The organism is Nostoc sp., from assembly GCF_036917655.1.
GTDB lineage: Bacteria > Cyanobacteriota > Cyanobacteriia > Cyanobacteriales > Nostocaceae > Nostoc.
This window is the reverse complement of record NZ_JBALCY010000002.1, coordinates 16,765-41,259: the sequence shown is the minus strand read 5'-3', so window position 1 is coordinate 41,259 and position 24,495 is coordinate 16,765. Positions and strand designations below refer to the sequence as shown.

Here is a 24,495-nt window from a genome sequence, read left to right as displayed (position 1 = left end):
AATATTGATAATTAATCCTCTCTCAATCTCTTTCCTCAGTGTCGCGCCAGTTGCTATAACGGGGGGAACCCCCGCAACGCACTGGCTTCTCTGCGCCTCTGTGGTTCGTTTTATTCCATTTCAACACTCCAACAAAAAACCGTGAAACCCTCCCTTTTTGACCTAACAGGAAAAGTCGCCATTATCACCGGATCTGCACGAGGTATCGGCAAATCCATAGCTCAAGGATTAGCAGCTGTAGGCACAAAGGTTGTAGTTGCTGATATTAAAGGAACCGAAGGAGAAAAAACCGCACAAATAATTCAGGAGGCTGGAGGCGAAGCGATCGCAATTCCTACCGATGTCAGAAATCGCCAAGATTGTTTACACCTAATTGAGCAAACCGTAGCCTACTATCACAGGCTTGACATTATGGTGTGTAATGCCGGCATTGACATCATCAAATCGGCGGCTGACTTAGAAGAATTAGAGTGGGATAACATCATTAACGTCAATCTCAAAGGATACTTTCACTGCGCTCAACTGGCGGCTCGACAAATGATCGAACAAGGGACAGGCGGCTCAATTATTATGAACTCTTCTATCGGCGGTGTAGTGGGAATCAGTGGTTCGGCGGCTTATACAGCATCGAAAGGAGGGGTAAATTTACTGGTGCGATCGCTTGCACTGGAATGGGCAAATCACCAGATTCGCGTCAATGCTTTTGCTCCTGGCTATATAGACAACATTATGGAAGGTACTGAAACATTTCGGCGATCGCCACAGGAAGATCGGCAACATCTGAGTGCTGTGATTCCCATGCAGCGACGCGGAAAACCAGAGGAACTCATCGGCCCAGTGATATTTCTCGCGTCTGAGGCAGCTTCTTATGTGACGGGGGCAATTTTGATGGTAGATGGGGGATACAGCGCCATGTAGGGTAGGTAAAAGAAGTTTCTGAGAGTACAACTATGCGAAGATTGATCGCACTTACTACTATTTGCCGTCGGCGATTGCCAGCTATCATCGGATTTATCCTGGCAATTGTCCTAGTTAGTTGCGTCCAAACTAACTTGCTTCGCAAAACAGTAACCGGATCTCAAATCATCGTTAGTAGTTCTGCCGAACCCAACACCTTTAATCCTCAGTTGATGGAACAGGGAGTAGGAATTTTGACTTTCCTCTACGAAGGACTAATTCGTGAAAATGATCGAGGAGAAATTAAACCAGCGTTAGCGCGATCGTGGGAGATTTCTGAAGACCAAAAGCGAATTATTTTTAAATTAAGGAAAGGACTGAAATGGTCAGATGGTAAACCACTAACTGCTGATGATGTGGTGTTTACTTATAAAGATATTTATACGAATCCTGCCATTCCTTCCTATGCCAAAGATTTTTTACAAATAGGTAAAACACGCAGTTTTCCTACAGTGGAAAAATTGGATAACTTGAGTGTTAAATTTACTCTTCCAGAACCTTTTGCGCCCTTTATTCGCACGACAAAACTAGAAATTTTACCTGCTCACATTCTGCGATCCAGCATCACCACAAAAGACTCCGCAGGTAGACCGCTATTTCTCTCAATTTGGGGTACAGATACTCCACCGAACCAAATTATTAGCAACGGTGCTTACAAATTAGAATCTTACATTCCAAGTGAGCGGATAACCTTTCGCAAAAATCCCTATTACTGGCGTAAAGATCCTCAAAGTCATCTTCAACCCTATATCGATCGTATTGTTATAAATACGGTGAGTAATAGTGATACAGCGTTAATTCAATTTCGTTCTGGAGGACTTGATTTTATTGACGTAAATCCTAACTATTTTTCATTATTGAAACGAGAAGAAAAAAGGGGGAAATTCACAATTTATAACGGTGGTTCTCAAACAGGAACCACAGCGATGATGTTTAATTTAAATACAGGGCTTAGAAATGGTCAGCCTTTAGTTAATCCGATTAAATCTCGCTGGTTCAATACAGTAGCATTCCGCCAAGCCGTTGCTTATAGCATCAATCGGCCGCGGATGGTCAACAACCTATTTGCAGGGGTAGGAGCGTTGCAAAATTCGTCCATCGCAGTGCAAAGTCCTTACTATCTCTCTCAGCAAGCAGGTTTACCAGTCTACAACTATAACCAAGAGAACGCAAAAACATTACTTCTCAAGGCAGGATTTCGATACAACAATCAAGGTGAGTTATTCGATAGCGATGGGAATCGAGTCCGGTTTACGCTCACCGCTAATGTTGGTAATAAGGTGTTGCAGAACATGGCTCCTTTAATTCAAGACGATTTGAGCCAGATAGGAATTCAGGTAGATTTGAATTTGATTGCAGTGGGATTGGTTGTAGACAAGTTAACAAATCGTCTAGATTGGGATTGCCAGATTATGGATGGTTTTCCGATGACAATAGAACCCAACGAAGCAGTAAATATTTGGTCTACTAAAGGAAACTGGCATTTTTTTAATCGCCAACCCCAAGCCGGACAAATACCAATTACTGGACAGCAGGTAGCAGATTGGGAACAAAAGATAGCCGATCTCTACATTCAAGGTGCAGCAGCAAATGAAGTACGCCGACAACAAATTTATGCAGAAACTCAAAGGCTGAATCAGGAATATTTACCGTTTATTTATCTAGTGAACTCCTTATCGATGGTATCTGTACGAAATCGTATTCACGGCATAAAACACTCTGCTTTACAAGGAACATTTTGGAATGTTTATGAATTGAAAACCAATCCTGTTAATAATTAATACCAGTTTTCTTATGAAAATTAGCGAACCGCCAAGCCGCCAAGAGCGCCAAGTTTCCACACCGATTCCGGTCATTGATTTCCATCCATTTATAGTCGGTGATATTGTTGCCAAACAAGCAGTTGCCGATCGCATTTCGTGCGCTATTCAAGAAATTGGATGTTTTTACCTGGAAAATTGTGTACCTCAGACCTTAGTTGATCAAGTGTTTGCTCAAGCGCAGAGTTTTTTCGCATTACCACAAGAGGAGAAAAATCAAGTAAAACTTGCTCCCGGAACGAGTCGAGGCTATGTTGCTCGTGGTAAAGAGCGGGTATTACTAGAAGCATTCAATTTTGGTTTAGACGTTACAATCAATGAAGCGGGTGTAACTCCCCAAGGATTTGGTGAACCTAATCGATGGCCTGAAAACCAAAAAGAGTTTCGCCAACTGCTACTAGAATTTTTTACAACTTGTCGTGATGCGTCCTTTAGTATTTTACAAGCGATGGCGATCGCTTTAAAATTACCAGAGTCTTACTTTACCGATTTCCATATTGAGCGCAACTTCAACACCTCCATAAATCACTATCCATCTCTACAACAAACTCCCTCCCCCGGAGAGATGCGGTTTGCTGAACATACAGATTACGGCAGTATTACCTTAATATTTCAAGATGAGATCGCAGGGCTAGAAGTTTGCAACGATGCTGAAGAATGGATTGCAGCCCCCTTCCTCCCTGGTAAAGTTCTGGTCATCCTTGCAGATTTAATGCAACGCTGGACAAACGATAAGTTTCCCGCCACCAAACATCGAGTTCCCCTCCCCTCCAAATTTCCTAGTAATCCCAGGTACTCGATTATCTATTTTGAGTCTCCAGATTACGATGCCGAAATTACTTGCTTAGAGTCAAACGCAACACCCAACTATCCACCAATTCGCACCCATGAATATATCAATCAAATTGCGACAGGAAGCTATGCATCTGAAAAAAAATAGATTTTTCTATTTTTACTTATAACCCTACTCATTTTAACGATGAATTCAACTAAAGAACTTTCAAAAGAATCTATTATTTCAATACCGATTCCAGTCATTGACTTCGAGATATTCTTAGCAGGTGACACGATTTCTAAAGAATTAATTGCTCATCAAATCGCTAGTGCTTTACAGGAAATAGGATGTTTCTACCTAAAAAATCACGATGTTTCCACAACTTTAATAGCTCAAGCATTTGCTCAAGCTAAGAGTTTTTTTGCACTACCGTTAGAAGATAAACGACAGATAGCTTTAACAGAAAAGTGTCACCGAGGATATATTCCTATGGGGATGTCAAGCATACTCAGCGAACAATTTTACTTTGGTAGAGAAATGAACCCAGAGGAATTGAATAAACTAGATCATCCTTTTCACCAAGCGAACCAATGGCTACAAAATCAGCCAGAGTTTCGGGAAACGATGTTGCAATTTTTCGCAGCTTGCCACACAAGTATGCTGAAAGTTATTGAAGCTCTAGCCATTGCTTTGAAACTGCCAGAATCCTATTTTGTCGATTTACATTCTGAACAAAATCATGCTATGGGATTACATCACTATCCTGGTGCATCTGAACCTCCCCAAACCCAAAATATTCGCCTGGGAGAACATACAGATGGCAATACTATCACATACGTATTTCAGCATGAGGTAGAAGGGTTAGAAATTTATACTAAAACTGGAGAGCGAGTTCCAGTTCCTCCAATTCCTAATACAGTTGTCGTGATGGCAGGAGAAATTTTGCAACGATGGACTAACGATAAAGTGTATGCCACAAAACACCAAGTTGCCATCCCATCTGCATCTCAACAAATCCAACCAAGATACTCCTTTGCATTTTTTGCATCTCCTAATAATGATGCTGAAATTGTCTGTCCTGAAAGTTTTTTAAGGACAAATGAAACTGCAAAATATCCACCCATTTTGACAAGCGAGTTTTACACTCAAAGAAATAACAATAATACATCAATTCTAATTTCATCAAAAAATCAGACTTAATTTTCTCTGCGCTCTGCCTGAGTAAAAAATAAAGACTTTACCTCAAAATAACCGATAATGAATGTAAATACTTGGGAAAAAACCATACCAAAACCAATAATTATGTTTTTTTATAGCATAATTTTTATCCTTGCCTTGATTTCCAGTGCTGGTTTACTAAATACGGTTTCACCTGCTTCTAATATTCCTGAAAATCTTGGTGACATTACTACTAAATTTGAATATTTTGCTAAACACAAAGATGACTATGATGCTATTTTTTTAGGGCCAAGTACCACATACCAAGGAGTTATCCCTAAAATATTTGATGAAACAATGGCAGAAAACGGTAACAGTATCAAGTCTTTCAACTTTGGAATCATGGCGGCCAATGTCGCTGAAATTGATTTCTATTTGCAAAAGATTTTAGCTTTAAAACCAGCCAACTTAAAATGGATATTTTTAGACTGCTTAGTAGACTTTTTCATGGAGGAAGCACCGACTTCGACTAAAAATGTTTACTGGCATACTCCTCTAAAAACAATAGAGAATTTTCAATTAATCATTGAATCAACATCTACTTTGAAAGATAAATTCAGTGGTTTTTATGCAAACTCAGTAAGTTTTTTGTATCGATGGCTAGGAATTGGTTATTTTTCTAATTTGTGGCAGCAAAAATCTGAAGTATTACCAAAAGGAATCTCTGCTGAAAAATTAATACAGGAAGCTGGATATTATGCAATGGATTGGTTGGAAAATAGTGAAAAATGGAGAGGAATTTTTATGTCAAATTATTTAGATAATTATCAACAGCAACTAAAACAATCAAAATCAGGAGCTTTTCTTAGAGGTAAATATACATATCCTCTTAATTCCTATGCAATTAAAATACTTACAAATATAGACAATAGAATTAAGAGCCAAGAAGAAATAAGTAAAAATAAAGTTGAACCAATTTTCTTTATTACTCCAGTATTAAATACTGATTTTGATAATTCTGCTATCACAAAAGCTTATAAAGAAGGGTATATCTCTAATCTATTTGCTTTCAATAATCCTAATACTTTCACTAATTTATATGAAGTTGATCGCCGCTCTGATGGTAGGCATTTAAATCACCAAGGCGCTCAAGAATTTACCCGCGCTTTAGCTGTAGAATTTTCTGAGCATCTTAAGTTATCTCAAAAGGAAATATATCATCAATCGCCTATATCTATAAGTCAGAAGTGATTTGGTAGAAGTTAATTTATCCATTAGAATAAACATGGTTTTTACAGAATTTCGTTTCCTATTTTTCTTTATTATTATTTTCTGCGTCTACTGGGCTTTACAGAAACACAATCATCGTAAAACCTGGTTGCTAGTCTGTAGTTATATTTTTTATGGTGCTTGGGATTGGCGCTTTCTTTCTTTGCTTTTGCTCTCGACAGTCGTTGATTACTTTGTTGGTTTGATGCTATCTAGACCACAGGTTAATTATTCACCGACAGTCGCTCATGGGGGAAACCCCCATCGCCCTTGGCGTCTCCCCTTGGGAGAAGACCGCGCTGCCTCAACAGTAGGACAAGAAATTCAAACAAGCGAAGCAGTACAGAAAGAAGAAACTAACAACGGATGGATAAACTTATTTTCTTGGGATGCGCTGTTAAGTAAACCACTCAATCAGCAGCAGCGCCAAGCATGGTTGGTACTCAGTTTAGTTGTAAATCTAGGATTATTAGGATTTTTTAAGTACTATAACTTCTTCGCTGACTCTGCCTCAAACTTATTAACTTTTCTAGGTCTACCTGTTAGCATTACAACCCTAGAAATTATTCTGCCAGCAGGCATTAGTTTTTACACTTTTCAAACTCTGAGTTATTCAATTGATGCGTATCTGAGTAAACTCAAACCTATTAGAAATTTTTGGGATTTTGCTCTATTTGTAACTTTTTTCCCTCAACTGGTTGCAGGCCCAATTGTCCGCGCATCTACTTTTTTGCCTCAACTGCTAACCCCAAAAAGTTTAAACAAGGTTGATTTTCGAGGATGTTTAACGCTTTTTTTGGTGGGGTATTTTAAGAAAGCTTGTATTTCGGATAATCTTTCTCCTTTGGTAGACCAGTATTTCACGCATCCAGAGATTTATACCGCCTTAAGTTGTTGGATTGCTGTTATTGCTTTCGTTATCCAAATATACTGCGACTTTTCTGGCTATTCAGATATGGCGATCGCCTGTGCAGGTTTACTTGGATACAAGCTACCTCTCAACTTTAATTTCCCCTACCTTTCCAGTAATATTACTGAGTTGTGGCAACGTTGGCACATTACCCTCTTCACGTGGCTACGAGACTATATTTATAGCCCTTTAATGAAAATGCGACCAAGAGAACAACGCACAGAAATCTTTAGGTCTAGAAATCTTCTCATTTTGATGCTTACGTCTGGATTCTGGCATGGTGCTGCTTGGCATTTTGTAGTTTGGGGGGGATTGAATGGAATCGCTTTAATTGTTCACAAGCAATGGTCATCCTGGCTTGCTCCCTATAAGCGATTCTTGCCACTAAGAAATATCGTCGGTCTTCCTATGACATTTTACTGGTTTTGTGCCTCTGCAATCTTCTTTCGGAGCAATGATATTGCCAGTGCTATGCAAGTAGAGAAAAGCTTTCTATTCTTTAATTCTCTTGGCTCTCAAAACATAAACATCGAAATTGGATGGATTTTTATACCTTTAATTATTATGCACTGGGCAGCCTATAAGGGTTGGTTTGCGGACTGGTGGCAAAAAATTCCTAAATGGAGTTTTGCTGTTTTCTATGGGGTGTTAGTTTCAACAATACTTCGGTTTGCAGCAATCAATCCTCAACCCTTTGTCTACTTTCAATTTTAGTATCTCTTAGCAAGAAACCTTTTTTGAAATTAAAAACTATGAGCAAGAATACCATTTTACATCCAATAAAATCTTTCTTTGACTATGTTTCATTTAATTTGCAATATGAATTGATGCTTTTATCGTTTCGGGGTAAAAACAGAAAAGAAGTTTTTAATGATATATATTATCGGAATAGGTGGGGCGATCGCGACTCTATTTCTGGCAGAGGATCTAATCTTCAACAAACTTCGGTCATCATTAAAGAAATACCAGTTTTGTTGGAAAAGCTTAATGTCAAAAGAATGCTCGATGCTCCTTGTGGAGATTTTTATTGGCTAAAAGAAGCAGAATTAAATCTAGATAGATACATTGGCTCTGATATTGTTGCCGAATTAGTTACCAAAAATCAACGTCTTTATGGCAATGAGTCCAGAGGATTTATCAATCTTGACTTAGCAGCAGATGCACTCCCTCAAGTCGATTTGATTTTTTGTAGAGATTGTCTAGTACATCTTTCATTTAAAGATGCTCTTGCTGTAATTAAAAACTTTAAAAAAAGCAATTCTAAATATCTTTTAACTACAACTTATCCGGGGATACTTGAAAATAAAGATATTGTTACAGGTGATTGGCGAGCAATCGATTTAAAATTACCTCCGTACAACTTTCCCGATATGCTCGAAATTATTGATGAAAAAACGACTGAAAGAAAAGACTATCCACAAAAAAGTTTGGGTCTATGGAAATTGAACGATATAGGGAATAGGGAATAGGGAATGGGGAATAGGGAATAGGGAACAAATAAAAATGGGGGTTTTATATAAAAAATGCGTATTTTAGGAATTTCAGCTTATTACCACGATAGTGCCGCCGCCTTAGTTGTGGATGGTGATATTGTTGCTGCCGCTCAAGAAGAGCGTTTTTCCCGCAAAAAACATGATGCGAGATTTCCTAAAGGTGCGATCGCTTATTGTCTCAAACAAGCAGGGATTGGATTATCAGAAGTAGACCAAATCGTTTTCTACGATAAGCCATTGGTCAAATTTGAGCGACTACTAGAAACTTATCTCGCCTACGCGCCCAAGGGATTAGGTTCCTTTATTGCAGCAATGCCAGTTTGGTTAAAAGAAAAACTTTACCTTAAAACGCTGTTAAAAAAGGAACTGGCAACCCTCGGAGATTGCAAAAAAGCACAATTGCCCCAACTTTTATTTACTGAACATCACCAAGCGCACGCCGCTTCTGCTTTTTTCCCCAGCCCCTTTGAACGGGCGGCGGTGCTGTGCCTCGATGGAGTCGGAGAATGGGCAACTACCTCGGTTTGGTTAGGAGAAGACCATCAACTCACTCCCCAATGGGAAATTGATTTTCCCCATTCTTTAGGGTTGCTTTATTCTGCCTTCACCTACTACACGGGCTTCAAGGTCAACTCTGGGGAATACAAACTCATGGGTTTAGCGCCCTATGGTGAACCCAAATATGTAGACCATATCCTCAACCATCTTTTGGATCTCAAAGAAGATGGGACATTTCGGTTGAATATGGACTACTTCAACTACACCACGGGGTTGACCATGACTACCCCAAAATTTCATCAATTGTTTGGTGGTTCACCACGCCAAAGCGAGGGAAAACTCACCCAGCGAGAAATGGATATAGCTTGTTCTATCCAATACGTTACCGAGGAAGTCGTTTTGCGTTTGGCAAGAACAGTTAAAAAGGAACTGGACACAGACTATCTTTGTTTAGCCGGTGGAGTCGCCCTGAATTGCGTCGCCAATGGACGCATTTTGCGAGAAACAGATTTTCGGGATATTTGGATTCAACCCGCCGCCGGAGACGCAGGGGGAGCAGTTGGGGCAGCATTAGCTATTTGGCATCAATATCATGAAAAGCCGCGCATTCCTCACGATGGGGATGCCATGCGGGGCGGCTATCTAGGCCCTTGCTTTGGGAAAACAGAGATTCAAGAATATCTCCAGTCTGTGAATGCGCCCTACCAATACTTAGAAGATGACAAACTCATGCCCGAACTTGCCGAAATTTTGGAGCAAGGGAATGTTGTGGGTTGGTTCTCTGGCAGGATGGAGTTTGGCCCGCGAGCTTTGGGAGGTCGTTCGATCGTTGGCGATCCTCGTAATCCCAAGATGCAATCGGTGATGAACCTGAAAATTAAATACCGCGAATCCTTCCGTCCCTTTGCCCCTTCTGTCTTAGCAGAACAGGTTTCTAACTACTTTGAGCTTGACCGTCCCAGCCCTTATATGCTTTTGGTTGCACCAATCAAAGCCGAGTTGCGGATTCCCATGACAACAGAACAGGAGGAGTTGTTTGGCATAGATAAGTTAAACGTGAAGCGATCGCAAATTCCCGCCATCACTCATGTAGATTATTCGGCGCGGATTCAAACGGTTCATCAACAAACCAATCCTCGGTACTATGAACTGCTGCGACATTTTCAGGCAAAAACGGGCTGTGCAGTTTTGGTAAACACATCATTTAATGTGCGGGGTGAACCAATTGTGTGTACCCCAGAAGATGCCTATCGCTGTTTTATGAGAACGGAGATGGATTACTTGGTATTGGAGAATTTTCTCCTCGCTAAATCGAACCAACCCCAGGTACAGAAAGATGAATCTTGGAAAACAGAATTTGAATTAGATTAATGCTGATGAACGAAATACAACAACTCGATCGGAAAGGACTACGGGATTTTGGACTGCTTGGTGGTGCGATCGCTGCTGGCTTATTCGGTAGTCTACTACCCTTGATACACCATGAGTCTTTACCCATTTTACCTTGGGTAATTGCTAGCATTCTTTGGGTTTGGGCGCTGATTGCCCCCGCCACACTCAATGGTGTCTACCAAATTTGGATGAGGATTGGCCTAGTTTTAGGTTGGATTAATACACGGATAATTCTCAGTGTTATTTTCTATATCTTAATCACGCCAATTGGTCTAATAATGCGGGGCGTGTTCCATCATGATGCTATGGCCAGAAAGCTAGATGGTGACGTAAAAACTTATCGCATTATCAATCAAGTAAAACCTATAAACAAAATGGAGAAACCGTTCTAATGTTTGAAACAACACAAGACTTGCTGAAAGATTTATGGGGATTACTGAAAGAACGCCGCAAATTCTTTCTACTACCACTTATCGTCACACTATTGCTCTTAGGTATCTTAATTGTGTTTGCACAGTCATCCGTGCTTGCACCCTTTATTTACACACTATTTTGAGGAATGTCAGGTGGTAACATCGTCATTATCATTCAAGCGGTGGGTAGCAGTGACGCTGACCCTAGCTTTATTGCTAGGTGGTATTGTCTTGGGGCTGGCGATCGTGGAAATTGGCTTACGCATTGCTGGCGTTGAATACAAGACATTCTATACCTTTGATCGACAGAGAGGTTGGGCAGGACGACCTTATGCGGCTGGGTGGGTGCATGACGAAGGAGAAGCCTATATCCAATACAACAGTGAGGGCTTTCACGATCGAGAACATTCCCAAGTTAAACCACAGAATACCATCCGTATAGCCTTGCTCGGAGATTCTTTTACAGAAGCACGCCAAGTACCACAAACACAAGGAATCGCCGCCGTTATTGAACGTGAACTGAAAAATTGTCCCACCCTAGCAAGTCGTGACGTAGAAGTGATGAACTTTGGAGTAAATGGTTATGGAACCGATCAAGAACTGATCGCTTTGCAAGAAAAAGTCTGGAAATATTCACCTGATTTCGTACTCCTGAATTTTTATCCTGGCAACGATGTGATCAACAACTCTCGCACTCTCACCGAGAAAATGGTGAGTCAGACTGCTATGGATAATAGCGCCCTCATGAAACCCTATTTTGTTGAGCGAGATGGTGATTGGGTAGTTGATGATTCGTTTATGAATATGGATATTTATCGCTCACAAAAGTCATCGTGGCATCAGGTTTATCTGCAAGTTCAAGACCGTTTACGGATTTTACAGCTTTTAAAACAAGCCAAATATGCTTTACCACTTCCTCATCAAGATAATAAAAAACAAGACCTCCAGTTGGGAACCAAATCTGCAACACTGTCACCCTATACTGACCCTGAATGGCAGAATTTATTAAAGCAAACAGAACAGCTTGTCTATAACACCACAACTGATCCGGAATGGCAACAAGCATGGCAACAAACAGAAGAACTAATTCGCTTAATCCATAATAAAACAATTGCCAAAAAAGCAAATTTTGCTGTGGTGATGCTAACAACTCCGCTCCAAGTTAATCCTGATGCTATCGTGCGTCATAATCAGGAAATATCAGGAGTTACAGATTGGTTTTATCCAGAAAAGCGGATCACAGCATTAGGAGAAAGGGAAGGTTTTACCACCATCAATTTAGGACAATCTTTTCAGGCTTATGCCGAGCAGAATAATGTTTGCTTACATGGGTTTGATAATACTTTTCGCTGCGACGGACATTGGAATGCTTTGGGACATCAGTTAGCAGGGGAAATTGTTGCTAAAACACTCTGTCAACAATTTGTAATTCGTAATTCGTAATTAATAAGACTTTATGCAAAAAATAAAGCCTTGGCTACAAAATTTATTGCTCATGCTGGCTGGAGTTATAGTTGGGCTGTTAATCGTCGAAACTTTTGCCATTACTACCGGAGTTGCTGCCCCGCAGAAGTCCAAGGCGCAAATTTTTTATCAGTTTATTCAACCTGATGCCCAATTAGGCTACAAGCCAAAATCAAATCTGAAGGATTTTAAAACTGTTTGGCAAGAAGCAAAAGTTACAGAAGTTGCTAATACAGATAGTTATGGATTTCGCAATATAGGGAGAGATTACACAAAATCTAACTTGTATTTTATTGGAGATTCCTTTACATGGGGTCAATGGATCAGTGAGGAAAAAATATTTCCCAGACTTGTAGAATCAGAATTGCAGCAACCAGTAATTAATTTAGGTGTTCCGGGTTATTCTTTTGCCCAATATGAAACATTATTTAATGAATGGATCGCCAAATATAAACCTCACAATGTCATCTTATCCATAGTTGCTAATGATTTAACTAATTATTCTTCAGATATTGGTCAAAAGATATATAATACACTGAAAGAAAGAAGTTTTTCACCTTGGTATGAAAAAACCTTTTTGTACCAGCTTGTCTGGAAAAATAACAAAAAAAACTTGCCAATAAGAACTGGAACTTCTATCTCTAAAGAAGCCAAAAATGGTTTAACTTTATTTAATTTATCGCTGGCAGCACCTGAATCAGGAGTAGGTGTAGATAGCGATTATTTGATATCTGATGGGGTTGTCAAAGTAGAAGCGGCATTATCACGAATCATTCGTTTGACTAAAGATAATCAAGTTAAGCTGTTTGTTTTTCTTGTACCTTCAAAAGAATCAACTTATATCAAAGATTACGTCCAGTTATTTCCTGAGAATGTAGATTTGCTCAAAAATGAAGAGATTGGCTATCAGCGTTTATGTGACGTTGCTAAATCACAAGATGTAACTTGTGTCAATCTAACTGATGATTTTAGAAAAAATAGCACACCAGAAAAGCTTTACTTTGATATCGATGGTCATTGGAATCCTGCGGGACATCAATTAGCTGCCAAGGTAATTTTAGATACTTTAAATAATTCGTAATTCGTAATCAAATGACAATGAGCCAAACAACCGCCGAGGAAATATCTAACCAGATGCCACCGTTGGAAATGGAACTTCAAGACGCTTCTGTACGTATGCCCTATCCTCCACCAACCCCATACCCGATGATGGGGGCTGCTTCGTTAGGAGATATGCCATCTTTTGCGATGGATGGCGAAAATCTTGGCGGGTATTCTCAGTACGGTATAGCTGCCATTTCTGGAGGAGAAAATCGCCTGGATGTCTTTAGCATTGGCAAAGATAGCGCTATGTACCACAAAAAGTGGAATGGCTCACTCTGGAGTGATTGGGAAAGGCTGGGGGGCTACTGTATTTCTGCACCAGCTGCCGTTGCCAGAGGAGAGAACCGGATTGATACCTTTGTGATTGGAGGCGATCGCTCCGTCTACTACAAATACTGGGATGGCTCAACCTGGAGTGATTGGCTAAATCTTGGCGGCTACTCTCAATATGGTGTCGCGGCTGCTTCTGGAACTGAAAATCGCCTGGATCTTTTTATCGTCAACTGGGATGGAGCTATATACCAAAAGTCTTGGGATCGCTCAATCTGGGGTGATTGGGAAAGACTGGGGGGCTACTGTATTTCAACACCAGCTGCGGTTTCTTGGGGATTAAACCGGATTGACACCTTTGCTTTGGGTAGCGATCGCGCCATCTATCAAAAGTATTGGGATGGTTCAAGCTGGAGTGGTTGGGAAAAACTCGGTGGCTATTCCCAGTATGGTGTTGCGGCTGCTTCTGGAATGGAAAATCGCCTAGATATTTACATCATTGCTCGTAACGGTGCAGTGTACCAGAAATACTGGGATGGCTCAAACTGGGTCGGTTGGAATAATCTGGGTGGCTACTCTATTGCTGCACCAGCTGCGGTTGCTTCGGCTCCAAACCGTGTTGATACTTTTGTGTTGGGTAGCGATCGCGCAGTTTACCACAAGTGGTATAGCGTAGGTGGAAAATTCTAATTCAAAAACGTTTTAGTTAACGAACCGCCAAGGACGCATACTCCTACGGAGAAGCAAGCTACGCGCAGCGTCTCGTAGAGAAGGAAGAAAAGAGTCCAATGACAACAAGCATAAATAAAGCAGAAATTTCTCACGATCAACCTACTGGGGGTATGCCATTTCCAGCAATGAGTCCCGCCTCAACAACAGATATGCCAATATTTTCCACTGATGGGGAATATTTAGACGGATACTGTCAGTATGGTGTAACAGCCACTTCTTGGTCAGAAAATCGCTTAGATATCTTGCTCACCGCGAGTATTGGCCCTCTATGGCATAAGTGGTGGGATGGCTCAACTTGGAGCGATTGGCAAAGACTTGGAGGATACTGCATTTCCTCGCCAGCTGCGGTTTCTTGGGGAAAGAACCGCATTGACACCTTCGTTTTGGGTAGCGATCGCGCTACATATCGCACATGGTGGGATGGTTCAAAGTGGAGTACTTGGGAAAACCTTGGCGGGTACTCCCACTATGGTGTTGCCGCCGCTTCCGTTGGTGATAATCGGCTGGATATTTTTGCCGTCGGTATTGATGGCGCGATGTGCTACAAGCGTTGGAATGGTTCAGCCTGGGATGAGTGGAACAATCTCGGAGGTTACTGTCTTGCTGCACCGGCTGCGGTTTCTCGCGGCACAGACTGCATTGATACTTTTGTTTTAGGGGGGGATGGTGCGATTTATCATAAGGCGTGGGATGGCTCAACTTGGAGTGATTGGAAAAACCTGGGAGGGTATTGCCAGTATGGTGTCGCCGCCACTTCTGTTGCTGAAAATCGGCTAGATATTTTTACTGTTGGCTGTGATGGTGCGATGTACCGTAAGGCATGGGATGGTTCAGTCTGGAGCGATTGGCAGCATCTCGGTGGTTACTCTGCTTCCGCACCGGCTGCGGTTTCTCGGAGTCCAAACTGTATTGACACCTTTGTTGTGGGTGGCGATCGCGCTGTATACCACAAATGTTACTAGCCTTCTCAATAGGCAGCATGAATCATACTCAAAAACTCATTTACTCCGCGCCCAAATCAACGATCATCTTGAGTAATTGTTGATATTTTAAGAGTTAAAAAAATGTATATTTATCAAGTCGAAATTTCCAATTTTTGTAATCTTACTTGCTCTTACTGTCCTCATCCATCTCAAAGTAGAGCAAAAGGAAATATGTCATTTTCTACATTTGTAGATGTCGTTGAATTAGCAATTGAATGTGGACAAAAAAATTTATATCTCAATAATTTTGGAGAACCCCTACTTCACCCTGAACTATTAGAGTTTATCTCCTATGCTAAAGCTAAGGGAATTGAGTGCAATTTTATCACAAACGGGATACTCTTTGATGAGGCAATAGCATGGCGCTTGTCTGAATTAGGTATGCGTGACATTTATTTATCGGAACATCTTGTCGGGCAGAAAGAGCGTATTCAAGAAATGCTGAAGGAAAATTCTATTCCTTTGTCTATCGTCTATACCTATAATCCTCATCAGCAGGAAAAGCATGACTGGGCGGGACAAGTCGCTACTAAAACTAGATCAACTCGAACTTTGACTAGTTCTATACAAGAGTATAAGCCCTGTATTTTTGAAACAAAAAAGCGAGTTGTAGTTTTGTGGGATGGAAGTATCAATACTTGTTGTATAGATGTTAATGGAACAGGTATTGTTGGTTCTGTTAAAGATTACCTTGGCAGAACGAATGAGTATGAGTTTAACTCAATTCCGCTATGTAGCACTTGTGATTTAATGCGTGAAGAATAATTATTAATTTTGCTAAAAAAGCTTTTCTACTCGGAGAGAAATGCTATCAATTTTCCAGAAAACATCACCAAATTTTTAACTATGACTTCAATTAATGAATTGACAAAGCAAGCAACTGTTACATCGCAGATACCAATTATTGATTTTCACCCCTTTCTTGTGGGTGACAGCAATACCAAAGAAGTAGTTGCCAAGCAAATTGCTTGTGCTATTCAAGAAATGGGCTGCTTCTATTTAAAAAATGGTATCTCTCAAATTTTAATTGATCAAGCCTTTGCTCAAGCCGAGAGATTTTTTACACTGCCATTAGCAGAAAAAGAGAAAGTAGCCTCAGCAGTGACTGGGCGTAGTCGGGGTTACATACCCTTTGAGAAAATGTTCATTGGCGATCAACCAGGGCAATTACACGAGTCCTTTAGTTTTGCTAATGAATTTGACCCAAACAAATCCGGGGCTGACGATTATACAGAGTCCTTGGATGTCCCTAATCAATGGCCAGAAAATCCGCCAGAATTTCGTCAAATTTTGCAACAATTCTTTCAAGCTAGCCAGGAATGTGCTTTGAATGTGTTGGAAGCATTTGCGATCGCATTGCAACTACCAAATTCCTACTTTACCGATTTACATTCTCAGCAAAACCACGCCGGAGTTTTCAATTACTATCCCAATATCTCCCAGGCTCCCAAAACAGGACAAACTCGCTTTTTTGAACACACTGATTTAGGCAGCATCACCTTGCTATTTCAGGATCAAGGCGGAGGACTAGAAGTATACACACCTCCAGGAGAGTGGATCACCACCTCTTCAGTTCCTAATACAGTTTTGGTAATGGCCGCAGATATGATGTCACGATGGACAAACGATAAATTTTGCGCCACACCTCACCGAGTTTCCGTACCGACTAATTTTCAGAAAGTAAAAGAAAGGTACTCATTTAGCTTTTTTGTGATTCCTAATTATGATGTGGAAGTCACTTGTTTAGAAAGTTGCTTAAAGGCAGATGAATCTCCCAAATATCCCCCAACTTTTGTAGGCGATCATCTCTTGAATAGAACCAAAGATCGAGCCACAAAATACGGACGTAGTTGAGTATAACTCTGCATACCTTTGCGCTTCCCTCTGCGCCCCTTTGCGTTTATAATCCACCGACTTTTGACTTATGAACTCAATTCAAGAACTCGAACAACAAACTACCACTTTCACGCAGATTCCCATCCTTGATTTACATCAGTTTACTGCTGACCAACTCTTACAAGCTATTCAAGAAGTTGGCTGCTTTTATCTGAAAAATTGTGTACCTCAAAATGCAATTGACCAAGCCTTTACCAATGCTAATGGCTTCTTTGCGCTACCAGAGGCAGAAAAAAGACAACTAGCTTGGAAAGACGGCGCAGCTCTTGGATACTTTTACACTAAATATAACGGTGACTTTCGGGAAGCATTCGTCTTCGGCGAAGCTGTTTTAACAGAACAGATCGAAACAGATTCCCCTGTGGCGCATCAGGTTCATCATCACCTGGGACAGCATCCCGCTTTTCGTGATGCTGTTCAGCAATTATTCACAGCTTGTCATGACGCTGGTAATCGTATTCTCAAAGCGATCGCCATTGCCCTAAACTTACCAGAATCATACTTTAGCGATCGCCATCCTCAACAAGCCGACTATGGGCTTTTACATCGCTACTATGAAGTATCTGAACCTCCCCAACCCGGAGAAGCCCGCTTCGAGGAACATACAGATTGGGGCAGTCTATCCTTACTTTTTCAGGATGAAAATGGCGGACTAGAGGTTTGCACCAATGCCGGAGAATGGATTGCTGCGCCCCCACTCCCTAACACAGCGATAGTTTTTATTGCAGATGTCATGCAGCGATGGACAAACGATAAATTCCCTGCTACCAAACATCGGGTACTGATGCCAGCCGATGCCCGTAGTCTTCCAGAAAGATACTCTTTAGCTTTCTTTCTCTCTCCTGGTGATGATACAGAAATCGCCTGTATTGAAAATTGCTTAGATACAGACGAATCTCCTAAATACCCGCCGATCCTGACAAAGGAATATTACAAACATAAAACTGAAGATTTAGCAAAAAGATTTAATAATCCTCAATGAAAAGGAACAGGCAAAAGTAAATCACCTGTTCTCCCCAGAAACTTCTTAATTACGAATTATTCCGTTACCAATTCTCAAGCAGGGCAATAGGTGCAGATGGTGGGGGAAAAGCAACGTCCAAAGCACTCAGTTCTTCTTTTGTTAACTGCAAATCAAGGGCAGCGCGATTCTGTTCAACGTGGGTGATACTGCTGGCTTTGGGAAATACTATCACCTCTTGATGCAACAACCAAGCGATCGCCACTTCTGCAACTGTTACCCCGCGCTGTTGGGCAATTGATTGCAATTTGGGATGTTTGAGTAGTTCGCCTTGTAGCAAAGGTGAATGCGCCATTATCGGGATTCCTCTTTGCTGACACCAAGATAATAGCTTCCATTCACTATTGCGATGCTGTAAATTATAGGGGATTTGATTTGTAGCAATGGCTTCACCTCCAGGTAAAGCACTGGCTTCTTCCATGTCCTCAACATCAAAATTACCAACGCCATAATCTCGAATCTTGCCAGATTGTTTCAGCTTCTCAAATGCTGCCAACGTTTCTGATAACGTTACAGGCCCCCGCCAATGCAGCAAATAAAGGTCGAGATAATCCGTCTGCAACCGTCGTAAACTATTCTCACAAGCTGCGATCGCCCCTTGCCCAGTTGCATTGCGAGGCGCAACCTTACTAACGAGAAAGACTGATGAACGACAATTAGCGATCGCTTCGCCAATTAACGTTTCCGCCCTACCCTCACCGTAAATCTCTGCCGTATCAATCAACGTCATCCCTAAATCGATTCCGCGACGCAAAGCAACAATCTCACTTTCATGCTGGGCGATCGCTTCACCCAATCCCGCAGTTCCCATTCCCAATACTGGCATCAATCGACCGGATGGTAAACAAATAGTTTTCATCAGCAATTTCTTAACTTAAAACTTCCAAACTAGCTCCACTTATTTTCAAATATTTTTGCACAATAAAACACAATTATTTAACTTGTAAGTAAGTCGGCGTGAAAATTTCAATGTATGTCATTGCGAATGTAACGAAGTGGAATGAAGCAATCGCAAAGGTCTTGTGGTTTTTATATTCTGTTACATGATTAGGTTTATTTGTACCGAATTACTTATATTAACTAGACAAAAAACCTTGCTCTCTTTTTTGCGCCTTTTCTGATAAAAATCTTAATTTCAAACACCCAACTTATAGCGTTTCCTAAATGAGGTACGTCATACCCCCCTCCTCGCTTGCGGGGAGGGGGTTGGGGGTGGGGTTCTTGTATCTCACTCAACTGAGAACCGCTATATTATATTTAGCTTTTACCTAAAAGAAACATCTAATTCATTATGAAAATTGCCTTCTTCGATTATCCTGTCACCCTAGCCGAACCCCCTAAAAATGGAGGAATTCGCTTAGTATCTTATGCCTTGGCGCGACGTTTAGCTCGTGCTGGTCATGAAGTTTTATTCTATGGCTCAAAAGGTCACTATCAAGAATTTGAATATCACGAAGATGGCATTACCTATCGCCGCATTCCCGAATCATGGCTCGATAAAATATTAGAACCATTAAACTTTCTTGATAGCTGGAATATATCCCACCCTCAACGACCTTTCTATGCGTCTAAATTATTTTATTGTGAATTTTACCGACGAGTTGCCAAGGATATTCAAGCACAACAATGTGATGTGATTCACATGAACATTGTTTTTCAATTCGTTCCCCTTATGCGTGCCTATAACCCACAAGCGAAAATTGTCTTACATATACATAGTGATTTTCTCCCATTGTTCGATCCAGCAATGGTTGAACAGCACCTTAAGTCCGTCAATTTAGTAATTGGATGCAGCGATTATCTAAAAAATCAGGTTCGTAAATACTTGCCTCATCTTAACAGCCAAACTTTATATAATGGTGCAGATACTCGTCACTTCGCTGTCCCTAATCATCACAATCAAGAAGCCAAGAAAAAAGATATTAAACAAATTCTTTTTGTGGGTAGAATTTCACCAGAGAAGGGTATACACGTTTTAATTGATGCCTTTAATAAAGTAGTGTCTCGTTATCCCCAAGTACAGCTAAAACTTGTCGGTTCAGAAACCGCATTAGTCCCGTGGTACACACTTGATAGAGAAGACCCGCAAATTCAGAATATTCTTCCTTATTACCAAGGTAGCTATCGGGAGCAATTGCAAAAGCGAATTGCTTCTAACGCAATCAGTTCGGTGTTTTTTCTGGGCAAAGTTCCCCATTTTGAGCTATTTGAGTATTATCAGCAAGCAGATATATTTATTTTTCCATCTGTTTGGAATGAGGCATTTGGAATGCCGATTATCGAAGCAATGTCAATGGGATTGCCTGTTATTGCTACCCGTGGGGGTGCTTTCCCCGAACTGATAGAGGATGGGAAAACAGGGTTATTGGTCGAACGCGGAAATGCGGATGCTTTAGCCGACGCAATGCTGCGGCTGCTTTTAGATGACAATCTCAGAATTGCAATGGGAGAACTTGGAAACCGTCAAGCAGTTGAAAAGTTTGATTGGGATCATCAGGCGCAAAAGCTATTGCACCAATATCAAGTAATGATGAAAAGTTTGAATATGCATACACTTAGGAGTTGATCGTGTTAGCAAGTATAGAAAAAACCCCACTGACTATTTTCCGTGAGATGAAACTGTTTATCATTGTTTGGCTGGGACAGCTGATTGCATCTATTGGTAGCAGCATCACCGCATTTGCTTTGGATGTTTGGGTTTACGAACAGACAGGTTCTGTCACCCAATTTGCTCTTATTACGCTTTCCAATACTTTACCTCTGATCTTACTTGCACCTGTAGCTGGGTTATTAGTGGATCGGTGGGATCGGAGATGGACAATGATTCTCAGCGATTTATTTGCAACTTTAGCAACAGTGGCGATCGGTGCTTTATTTATCATCGGTCGATTGGAAGTATGGCATATTTACTTAGCCAATACTTTCGGTGCTATCTTCATGGCTTTTCAGATACCCGCTTTCATCGCTTCCATAAGCTTACTAGTACCAAAACAACACCTTGGTCGTGCGAATGGAATGCTGAGTTTCATGAACGGTACGGCGCGGCTTGTCGCACCACCTTTAGGAGGTATCTTGTTAGGGATGATTTCTCTGCAAGGAATTATCGTGCTGCATTTAACTACCGTATTTTTGAGTATTATTCTTTTATTGCTGCTTCAGTTTCCTAAATCCAGCACTCCTGTTGTTGCAATTGAGGAAAGTTCTTTTCTTAAAGAAACAACTTATGGATTAACCTATTTATTGGCTCGCCCAGGACTACTAGGAGTGTTAATCATTTCAGCTTATAGCCTTTTTCTTGTAGGATGTGTTCAGGTTATCACTATACCTCTGGTGTTATCTTTTGCTCCCGTAACAGTTTTAGGCACTATTCTTTCGCTTTTTGGCGTTGCTATTTTAGCAGGGGGTTTACTGATTGGTATCTGGGGAGGTCTAGAGCGTAACATGAATACGATATATAGCTGTATGCTGCTCACGGGTGTGTTTCTTCTCGTTGCCGGTTTGCAAGCTTCTATTTTTGTTTTCATTGTCGGCATCTTCTTATTCTTTTTGATCCGACCAATAATTGCTAGTTCAACACAAGCTATTTTTCAGTCGAAAGTAGAACCATTAGTGCAGGGTAGAGTATTTTCTATTAAAGGAGCGATCGAAGCCGTAGGTTTACCTCTAGGCTATATTACGATAGGGCCTTTGGCAGAAAAGGTGTTTGAACCCTTAATGGCTACTGATGGTTTGTTGGCAGGTAGTATCGGACAAATTATTGGTGTCGGTACAGGTCGTGGTATGGGGCTTCTGTGCATCATCATGGGAGTTTTGACCATCTCAGCAACTTGTATTGCCTACTTCTACCCTCGCCTACGACTTGTGGAAGATGAACTACCTGATGTGATTGATGAAGTTGCCATCGCAGCTATATCGACTTCTGCTTTGCCGAATATCTGAGAGGATGTCTTACTCAAACCCTTATTCTTTAGTTCCAGTTGTCGCCACCTTTGTCTAACTCAAAGCAAACTAGGCAAGGATGATTTCTAAAAAAGCAATAGCTAAAAAGCTTATCCAATAATATTTTCAGGCTATATTTGCCTTGACTTCAGTGATACAGTAATAGAAAATTTTCGACGCACTTATTATAAAATATGCAAGCCCAAGTTCTTCGCAATCAAGCCTTAAAAGATACTACTTCGCCATTTTCGGCTTTTAATCAATTTTGGGAGAATGTTAGAGCGATCGCCGGGCCTTATTGGTATCCAACAGAGCCAGGAGACAGAGCATTTTCAGACGTGATTCGCGCATGGGGAATGCTCATTCTCTTGATCTTATTAATAATCGCACTCGTGGCCGTAGCTGCCTTCAATACCTTCATTAGTAACTATTTAGTCAATGTGATCATTGAAGAGAAAGATATTACTAAGTTTACTGAAATATTGTCAATTTACGGCGTTAGCCTGATCTGCGTAACCTTCTTGGTAGGATTTTCTAAATTTATCAGAAAAAAAGTTGCTCTTGATTGGTACAAATGGCTAAATAATCGCACACTATCAACATATTTGAGTAATCGTGCTTATTATAGAATTAACTTTCAATCTGATATTGATAACCCAGATCAACGTATATCTCAAGAAATTGAACCCATTACCAGTAATGCTCTAACTTTTTCAGCTACTTTCTTAGAAAAAGTGCTTGAAATGACGGCTTTTTTAGTAATTGTTTGGTCAATTTCCCGACAGATCGCTATAGTTATGCTTGTTTATACGGTTATAGGAAATTTGATTGCTATTTACTTAACTCAAGAATTGAATAAGATTAATCAAGAGGAACTTGAACTTAAAGCTGAATATAATTATTCCCTAACTCATGTTCGTAATCACGCTGAATCGATAGCTTTTTTTCAAGGAGAAAACCAAGAATCAAATATAATTCAGCGCCGATTTAGTAATCTCCTGAAAAATATTGAACGCAAGATTAATTGGGAGAGAGGTAAGGAAATTTTTAACAGAGGATATCAGGCTATTATCCAAATATTTCCGTTTCTAGTACTTGGGCCATTATATATTAATGGTGAAATTGATTTCGGACAAGTTGGCCAAGCCAGTTTAGCTACTGGTTTGTTTGCTAACGCTATGGCAGAATTAATCAATGAATTTGGAACTTCTGGGCGATTTTCGAGTTACGTTGAGCGTTTAGCTGAGTTTTCAGATGCGTTAGAAGCTGTTACCAAAGAGCCAGAGAATGTTAGTACGATTAAAACTATAGAAGAGAATCGTCTTGCTTTTGAGAATGTGACTTTACAAACGCCCAACTATGAACAGGTAATCGTTGAAGATTTATCGTTGTCTGTTCAATCGGGAGAAGGTTTATTGATTGTTGGGCCTAGTGGTCGAGGTAAAAGTTCTCTACTGAGAGCGATCGCTGGTTTGTGGAATGCAGGGACTGGCCGTCTGGTACGGCCTCCTTTAGAAGAAGTCTTATTTTTGCCCCAACGCCCATATATAATTTTGGGAACTTTGCGCGAACAGTTACTCTACCCTAATACAAATCGTCAAATGACCGACGCAGAACTCAAAGAAGTTTTGCAACAAGTCAACCTGCAAAACTTACTTAGTCGAGTCGATGGCTTTGATACAGAAGTTCCCTGGGAGAATATATTATCGATAGGAGAACAACAACGCCTAGCTTTTGCGCGACTGTTAGTTACTCATCCTAGCTTTACTATATTAGATGAAGCAACGAGTGCTTTAGATTTGGAAAATGAAGGAAGGTTATATCAACAGTTACAAGAGACGAAAACAACATTTATCAGTGTTGGGCATCGAGAAAGCCTGTTTAATTATCATCAATGGGTTCTGGAACTTTCACAAGATTCTAGTTGGCGACTTGTGACCGTGCAGGATTATCGGACTCAAAAAGCAATTGTTACTATTCCTTCCACAAATCCTCAAATAAAAATAGATGATTCGTCTCAAGATAAATCTCTAATTCAATCAGAAACAAGCATAGTCGAAGGGTTGTCTCATAACCCACATTCAGCAGGTTAAATTATAAAATATTTATTTAAACCTAAAATTTGAGTGTATTGAAAGTAACTAAGATGAAAACGGACATAGAAGTAGAAGTTCAAGATATAGATCATTGAGGGCTAATAGCAGGAATTATAGATGATATAGGAATTGTGGAGATAATTGATCAAGAATTAGGAATTCATGAACAAGAGAAAATGTAAACCCTGTAACCCACAGCGTACATCCGATCTAAGCCCCAGCGATAGGCGTTTCTATGTCTTTTGATACAACTTTATTTAATTTTGGGAGATTAATCAGAGATTAATGAGATATTAAGTTAAAAA

At 40.6% G+C, this 24,495-nt stretch carries 21 protein-coding genes; 20 read left to right on the top strand and 1 reads right to left on the bottom strand.

The features are described from left to right. Positions 1 to 141: 141 nt before the first annotated feature. The 17 genes from V7K30_RS00900 to V7K30_RS00820 all read left to right on the top strand — a co-directional run bounded on the left by V7K30_RS00900 (position 142) and on the right by V7K30_RS00820 (position 18,116). A complete protein-coding gene (locus tag V7K30_RS00900; protein ID WP_334996214.1) occupies positions 142 to 918 on the top strand; it encodes an SDR family NAD(P)-dependent oxidoreductase in 777 nt (258 codons plus the stop codon). Positions 919 to 950: 32 nt separating this feature from the next. Continuing rightward, the gene (locus V7K30_RS00895; protein WP_334996212.1) at positions 951 to 2,738 is read left to right on the top strand and encodes an ABC transporter substrate-binding protein; all 1,788 of its coding nucleotides are present in this window, start codon (positions 951 to 953) and stop codon (positions 2,736 to 2,738) included. A 13-nt stretch (positions 2,739 to 2,751) separates the two neighbouring features. Next, a complete protein-coding gene (locus tag V7K30_RS00890; protein WP_334996210.1) occupies positions 2,752 to 3,717 on the top strand; it encodes an isopenicillin N synthase family dioxygenase in 966 nt (321 codons plus the stop codon). Between the two features lie 39 nt (positions 3,718 to 3,756). Next, positions 3,757 to 4,752 (top strand): isopenicillin N synthase family dioxygenase, encoded by a 996-nt coding sequence (locus V7K30_RS00885; protein ID WP_334996208.1) that lies wholly within the window; start codon positions 3,757 to 3,759, stop codon positions 4,750 to 4,752. Between the two features lie 57 nt (positions 4,753 to 4,809). Beyond that, positions 4,810 to 5,961: a hypothetical protein gene (locus V7K30_RS00880; RefSeq protein WP_334996206.1), complete on the top strand. Its 1,152-nt coding sequence runs from the start codon at positions 4,810 to 4,812 to the stop codon at positions 5,959 to 5,961. A 34-nt stretch (positions 5,962 to 5,995) separates the two neighbouring features. Continuing rightward, a complete protein-coding gene (locus tag V7K30_RS00875; protein ID WP_334996204.1) occupies positions 5,996 to 7,603 on the top strand; it encodes an MBOAT family O-acyltransferase in 1,608 nt (535 codons plus the stop codon). A gap of 38 nt (positions 7,604 to 7,641) precedes the next feature. Beyond that, on the top strand, positions 7,642 to 8,358 hold the full coding sequence (locus V7K30_RS00870) for a class I SAM-dependent methyltransferase (RefSeq protein WP_334996202.1): 717 nt from the start codon (positions 7,642 to 7,644) through the stop codon (positions 8,356 to 8,358). A 54-nt stretch (positions 8,359 to 8,412) separates the two neighbouring features. Further along, on the top strand, positions 8,413 to 10,251 hold the full coding sequence (locus V7K30_RS00865; protein WP_334996201.1) for a carbamoyltransferase family protein: 1,839 nt from the start codon (positions 8,413 to 8,415) through the stop codon (positions 10,249 to 10,251). Between the two features lie 5 nt (positions 10,252 to 10,256). Next, a complete protein-coding gene (locus V7K30_RS00860) occupies positions 10,257 to 10,664 on the top strand; it encodes an SxtJ family membrane protein (protein ID WP_334996200.1) in 408 nt (135 codons plus the stop codon). Further along, complete coding sequence (locus tag V7K30_RS00855) at positions 10,664 to 10,828, top strand: DUF5989 family protein (protein WP_096564133.1); 165 nt, start codon at positions 10,664 to 10,666, stop codon at positions 10,826 to 10,828. Before V7K30_RS00860 ends, V7K30_RS00855 begins: the two co-directional genes overlap by 1 nt. A gap of 10 nt (positions 10,829 to 10,838) precedes the next feature. Then, complete coding sequence (locus V7K30_RS00850; RefSeq protein WP_334996199.1) at positions 10,839 to 12,128, top strand: SGNH/GDSL hydrolase family protein; 1,290 nt, start codon at positions 10,839 to 10,841, stop codon at positions 12,126 to 12,128. Between the two features lie 13 nt (positions 12,129 to 12,141). Continuing rightward, positions 12,142 to 13,230 carry an SGNH/GDSL hydrolase family protein gene (locus V7K30_RS00845; protein WP_334996198.1) on the top strand — a complete coding sequence of 363 codons (1,089 nt, stop codon included), beginning with the start codon at positions 12,142 to 12,144 and terminating at the stop codon, positions 13,228 to 13,230. Between the two features lie 17 nt (positions 13,231 to 13,247). Then, positions 13,248 to 14,213 (top strand): hypothetical protein, encoded by a 966-nt coding sequence (locus tag V7K30_RS00840; protein ID WP_334996197.1) that lies wholly within the window; start codon positions 13,248 to 13,250, stop codon positions 14,211 to 14,213. Positions 14,214 to 14,311: 98 nt separating this feature from the next. Beyond that, positions 14,312 to 15,217, top strand: coding sequence for a hypothetical protein (locus V7K30_RS00835; RefSeq protein WP_334996196.1), 906 nt, complete (start codon positions 14,312 to 14,314; stop codon positions 15,215 to 15,217). 102 nt (positions 15,218 to 15,319) lie between these two features. Further along, a complete protein-coding gene (locus V7K30_RS00830) occupies positions 15,320 to 16,003 on the top strand; it encodes a radical SAM protein (protein WP_334996195.1) in 684 nt (227 codons plus the stop codon). Positions 16,004 to 16,084: 81 nt separating this feature from the next. Continuing rightward, positions 16,085 to 17,092: an isopenicillin N synthase family dioxygenase gene (locus V7K30_RS00825; protein ID WP_334996194.1), complete on the top strand. Its 1,008-nt coding sequence runs from the start codon at positions 16,085 to 16,087 to the stop codon at positions 17,090 to 17,092. A gap of 70 nt (positions 17,093 to 17,162) precedes the next feature. Further along, complete coding sequence (locus V7K30_RS00820; RefSeq protein ID WP_334996193.1) at positions 17,163 to 18,116, top strand: isopenicillin N synthase family dioxygenase; 954 nt, start codon at positions 17,163 to 17,165, stop codon at positions 18,114 to 18,116. A gap of 64 nt (positions 18,117 to 18,180) precedes the next feature. Here the strand turns inward: V7K30_RS00820 and V7K30_RS00815 are convergent, their stop codons facing one another. Continuing rightward, complete coding sequence (locus V7K30_RS00815; protein WP_334996192.1) at positions 18,181 to 19,014, bottom strand: aldo/keto reductase; 834 nt, start codon at positions 19,012 to 19,014, stop codon at positions 18,181 to 18,183. Between the two features lie 432 nt (positions 19,015 to 19,446). On the opposite strand from V7K30_RS00815, the gene V7K30_RS00810 reads away from it, so the two are divergent. From V7K30_RS00810 to V7K30_RS00800, 3 genes are all read left to right on the top strand, one after another. Beyond that, positions 19,447 to 20,721, top strand: coding sequence for a glycosyltransferase family 4 protein (locus V7K30_RS00810; protein WP_334996191.1), 1,275 nt, complete (start codon positions 19,447 to 19,449; stop codon positions 20,719 to 20,721). 2 nt (positions 20,722 to 20,723) lie between these two features. Then, positions 20,724 to 22,094: an MFS transporter gene (locus V7K30_RS00805; protein WP_334996190.1), complete on the top strand. Its 1,371-nt coding sequence runs from the start codon at positions 20,724 to 20,726 to the stop codon at positions 22,092 to 22,094. A 194-nt stretch (positions 22,095 to 22,288) separates the two neighbouring features. Then, the gene (locus V7K30_RS00800) at positions 22,289 to 24,187 is read left to right on the top strand and encodes an ABC transporter ATP-binding protein/permease (RefSeq protein ID WP_334996189.1); all 1,899 of its coding nucleotides are present in this window, start codon (positions 22,289 to 22,291) and stop codon (positions 24,185 to 24,187) included. Positions 24,188 to 24,495 lie beyond the last annotated feature (308 nt).

Excerpts from the sequence above, each read along its gene's own strand:
- V7K30_RS00895 (WP_334996212.1), top strand. The coding sequence starts at position 951 with ATGCGAAGATTGATCGCACTTACTACTATTTGCCGTCGGCGATTGCCA.
- V7K30_RS00890 (WP_334996210.1), top strand. The coding sequence starts at position 2,752 with ATGAAAATTAGCGAACCGCCAAGCCGCCAAGAGCGCCAAGTTTCCACA.
- V7K30_RS00885 (WP_334996208.1), top strand. The coding sequence starts at position 3,757 with ATGAATTCAACTAAAGAACTTTCAAAAGAATCTATTATTTCAATACCG.
- V7K30_RS00880 (WP_334996206.1), top strand. The coding sequence starts at position 4,810 with ATGAATGTAAATACTTGGGAAAAAACCATACCAAAACCAATAATTATG.
- V7K30_RS00875 (WP_334996204.1), top strand. The coding sequence starts at position 5,996 with ATGGTTTTTACAGAATTTCGTTTCCTATTTTTCTTTATTATTATTTTC.
- V7K30_RS00870 (WP_334996202.1), top strand. The coding sequence starts at position 7,642 with ATGAGCAAGAATACCATTTTACATCCAATAAAATCTTTCTTTGACTAT.
- V7K30_RS00865 (WP_334996201.1), top strand. The coding sequence starts at position 8,413 with ATGCGTATTTTAGGAATTTCAGCTTATTACCACGATAGTGCCGCCGCC.
- V7K30_RS00860 (WP_334996200.1), top strand. The coding sequence starts at position 10,257 with ATGAACGAAATACAACAACTCGATCGGAAAGGACTACGGGATTTTGGA.
- V7K30_RS00855 (WP_096564133.1), top strand. The coding sequence starts at position 10,664 with ATGTTTGAAACAACACAAGACTTGCTGAAAGATTTATGGGGATTACTG.
- V7K30_RS00845 (WP_334996198.1), top strand. The coding sequence starts at position 12,142 with ATGCAAAAAATAAAGCCTTGGCTACAAAATTTATTGCTCATGCTGGCT.
- V7K30_RS00840 (WP_334996197.1), top strand. The coding sequence starts at position 13,248 with ATGAGCCAAACAACCGCCGAGGAAATATCTAACCAGATGCCACCGTTG.
- V7K30_RS00835 (WP_334996196.1), top strand. The coding sequence starts at position 14,312 with ATGACAACAAGCATAAATAAAGCAGAAATTTCTCACGATCAACCTACT.
- V7K30_RS00830 (WP_334996195.1), top strand. The coding sequence starts at position 15,320 with ATGTATATTTATCAAGTCGAAATTTCCAATTTTTGTAATCTTACTTGC.
- V7K30_RS00825 (WP_334996194.1), top strand. The coding sequence starts at position 16,085 with ATGACTTCAATTAATGAATTGACAAAGCAAGCAACTGTTACATCGCAG.
- V7K30_RS00820 (WP_334996193.1), top strand. The coding sequence starts at position 17,163 with ATGAACTCAATTCAAGAACTCGAACAACAAACTACCACTTTCACGCAG.
- V7K30_RS00815 (WP_334996192.1), bottom strand. The coding sequence starts at position 19,014 with ATGAAAACTATTTGTTTACCATCCGGTCGATTGATGCCAGTATTGGGA.
- V7K30_RS00810 (WP_334996191.1), top strand. The coding sequence starts at position 19,447 with ATGAAAATTGCCTTCTTCGATTATCCTGTCACCCTAGCCGAACCCCCT.
- V7K30_RS00800 (WP_334996189.1), top strand. The coding sequence starts at position 22,289 with ATGCAAGCCCAAGTTCTTCGCAATCAAGCCTTAAAAGATACTACTTCG.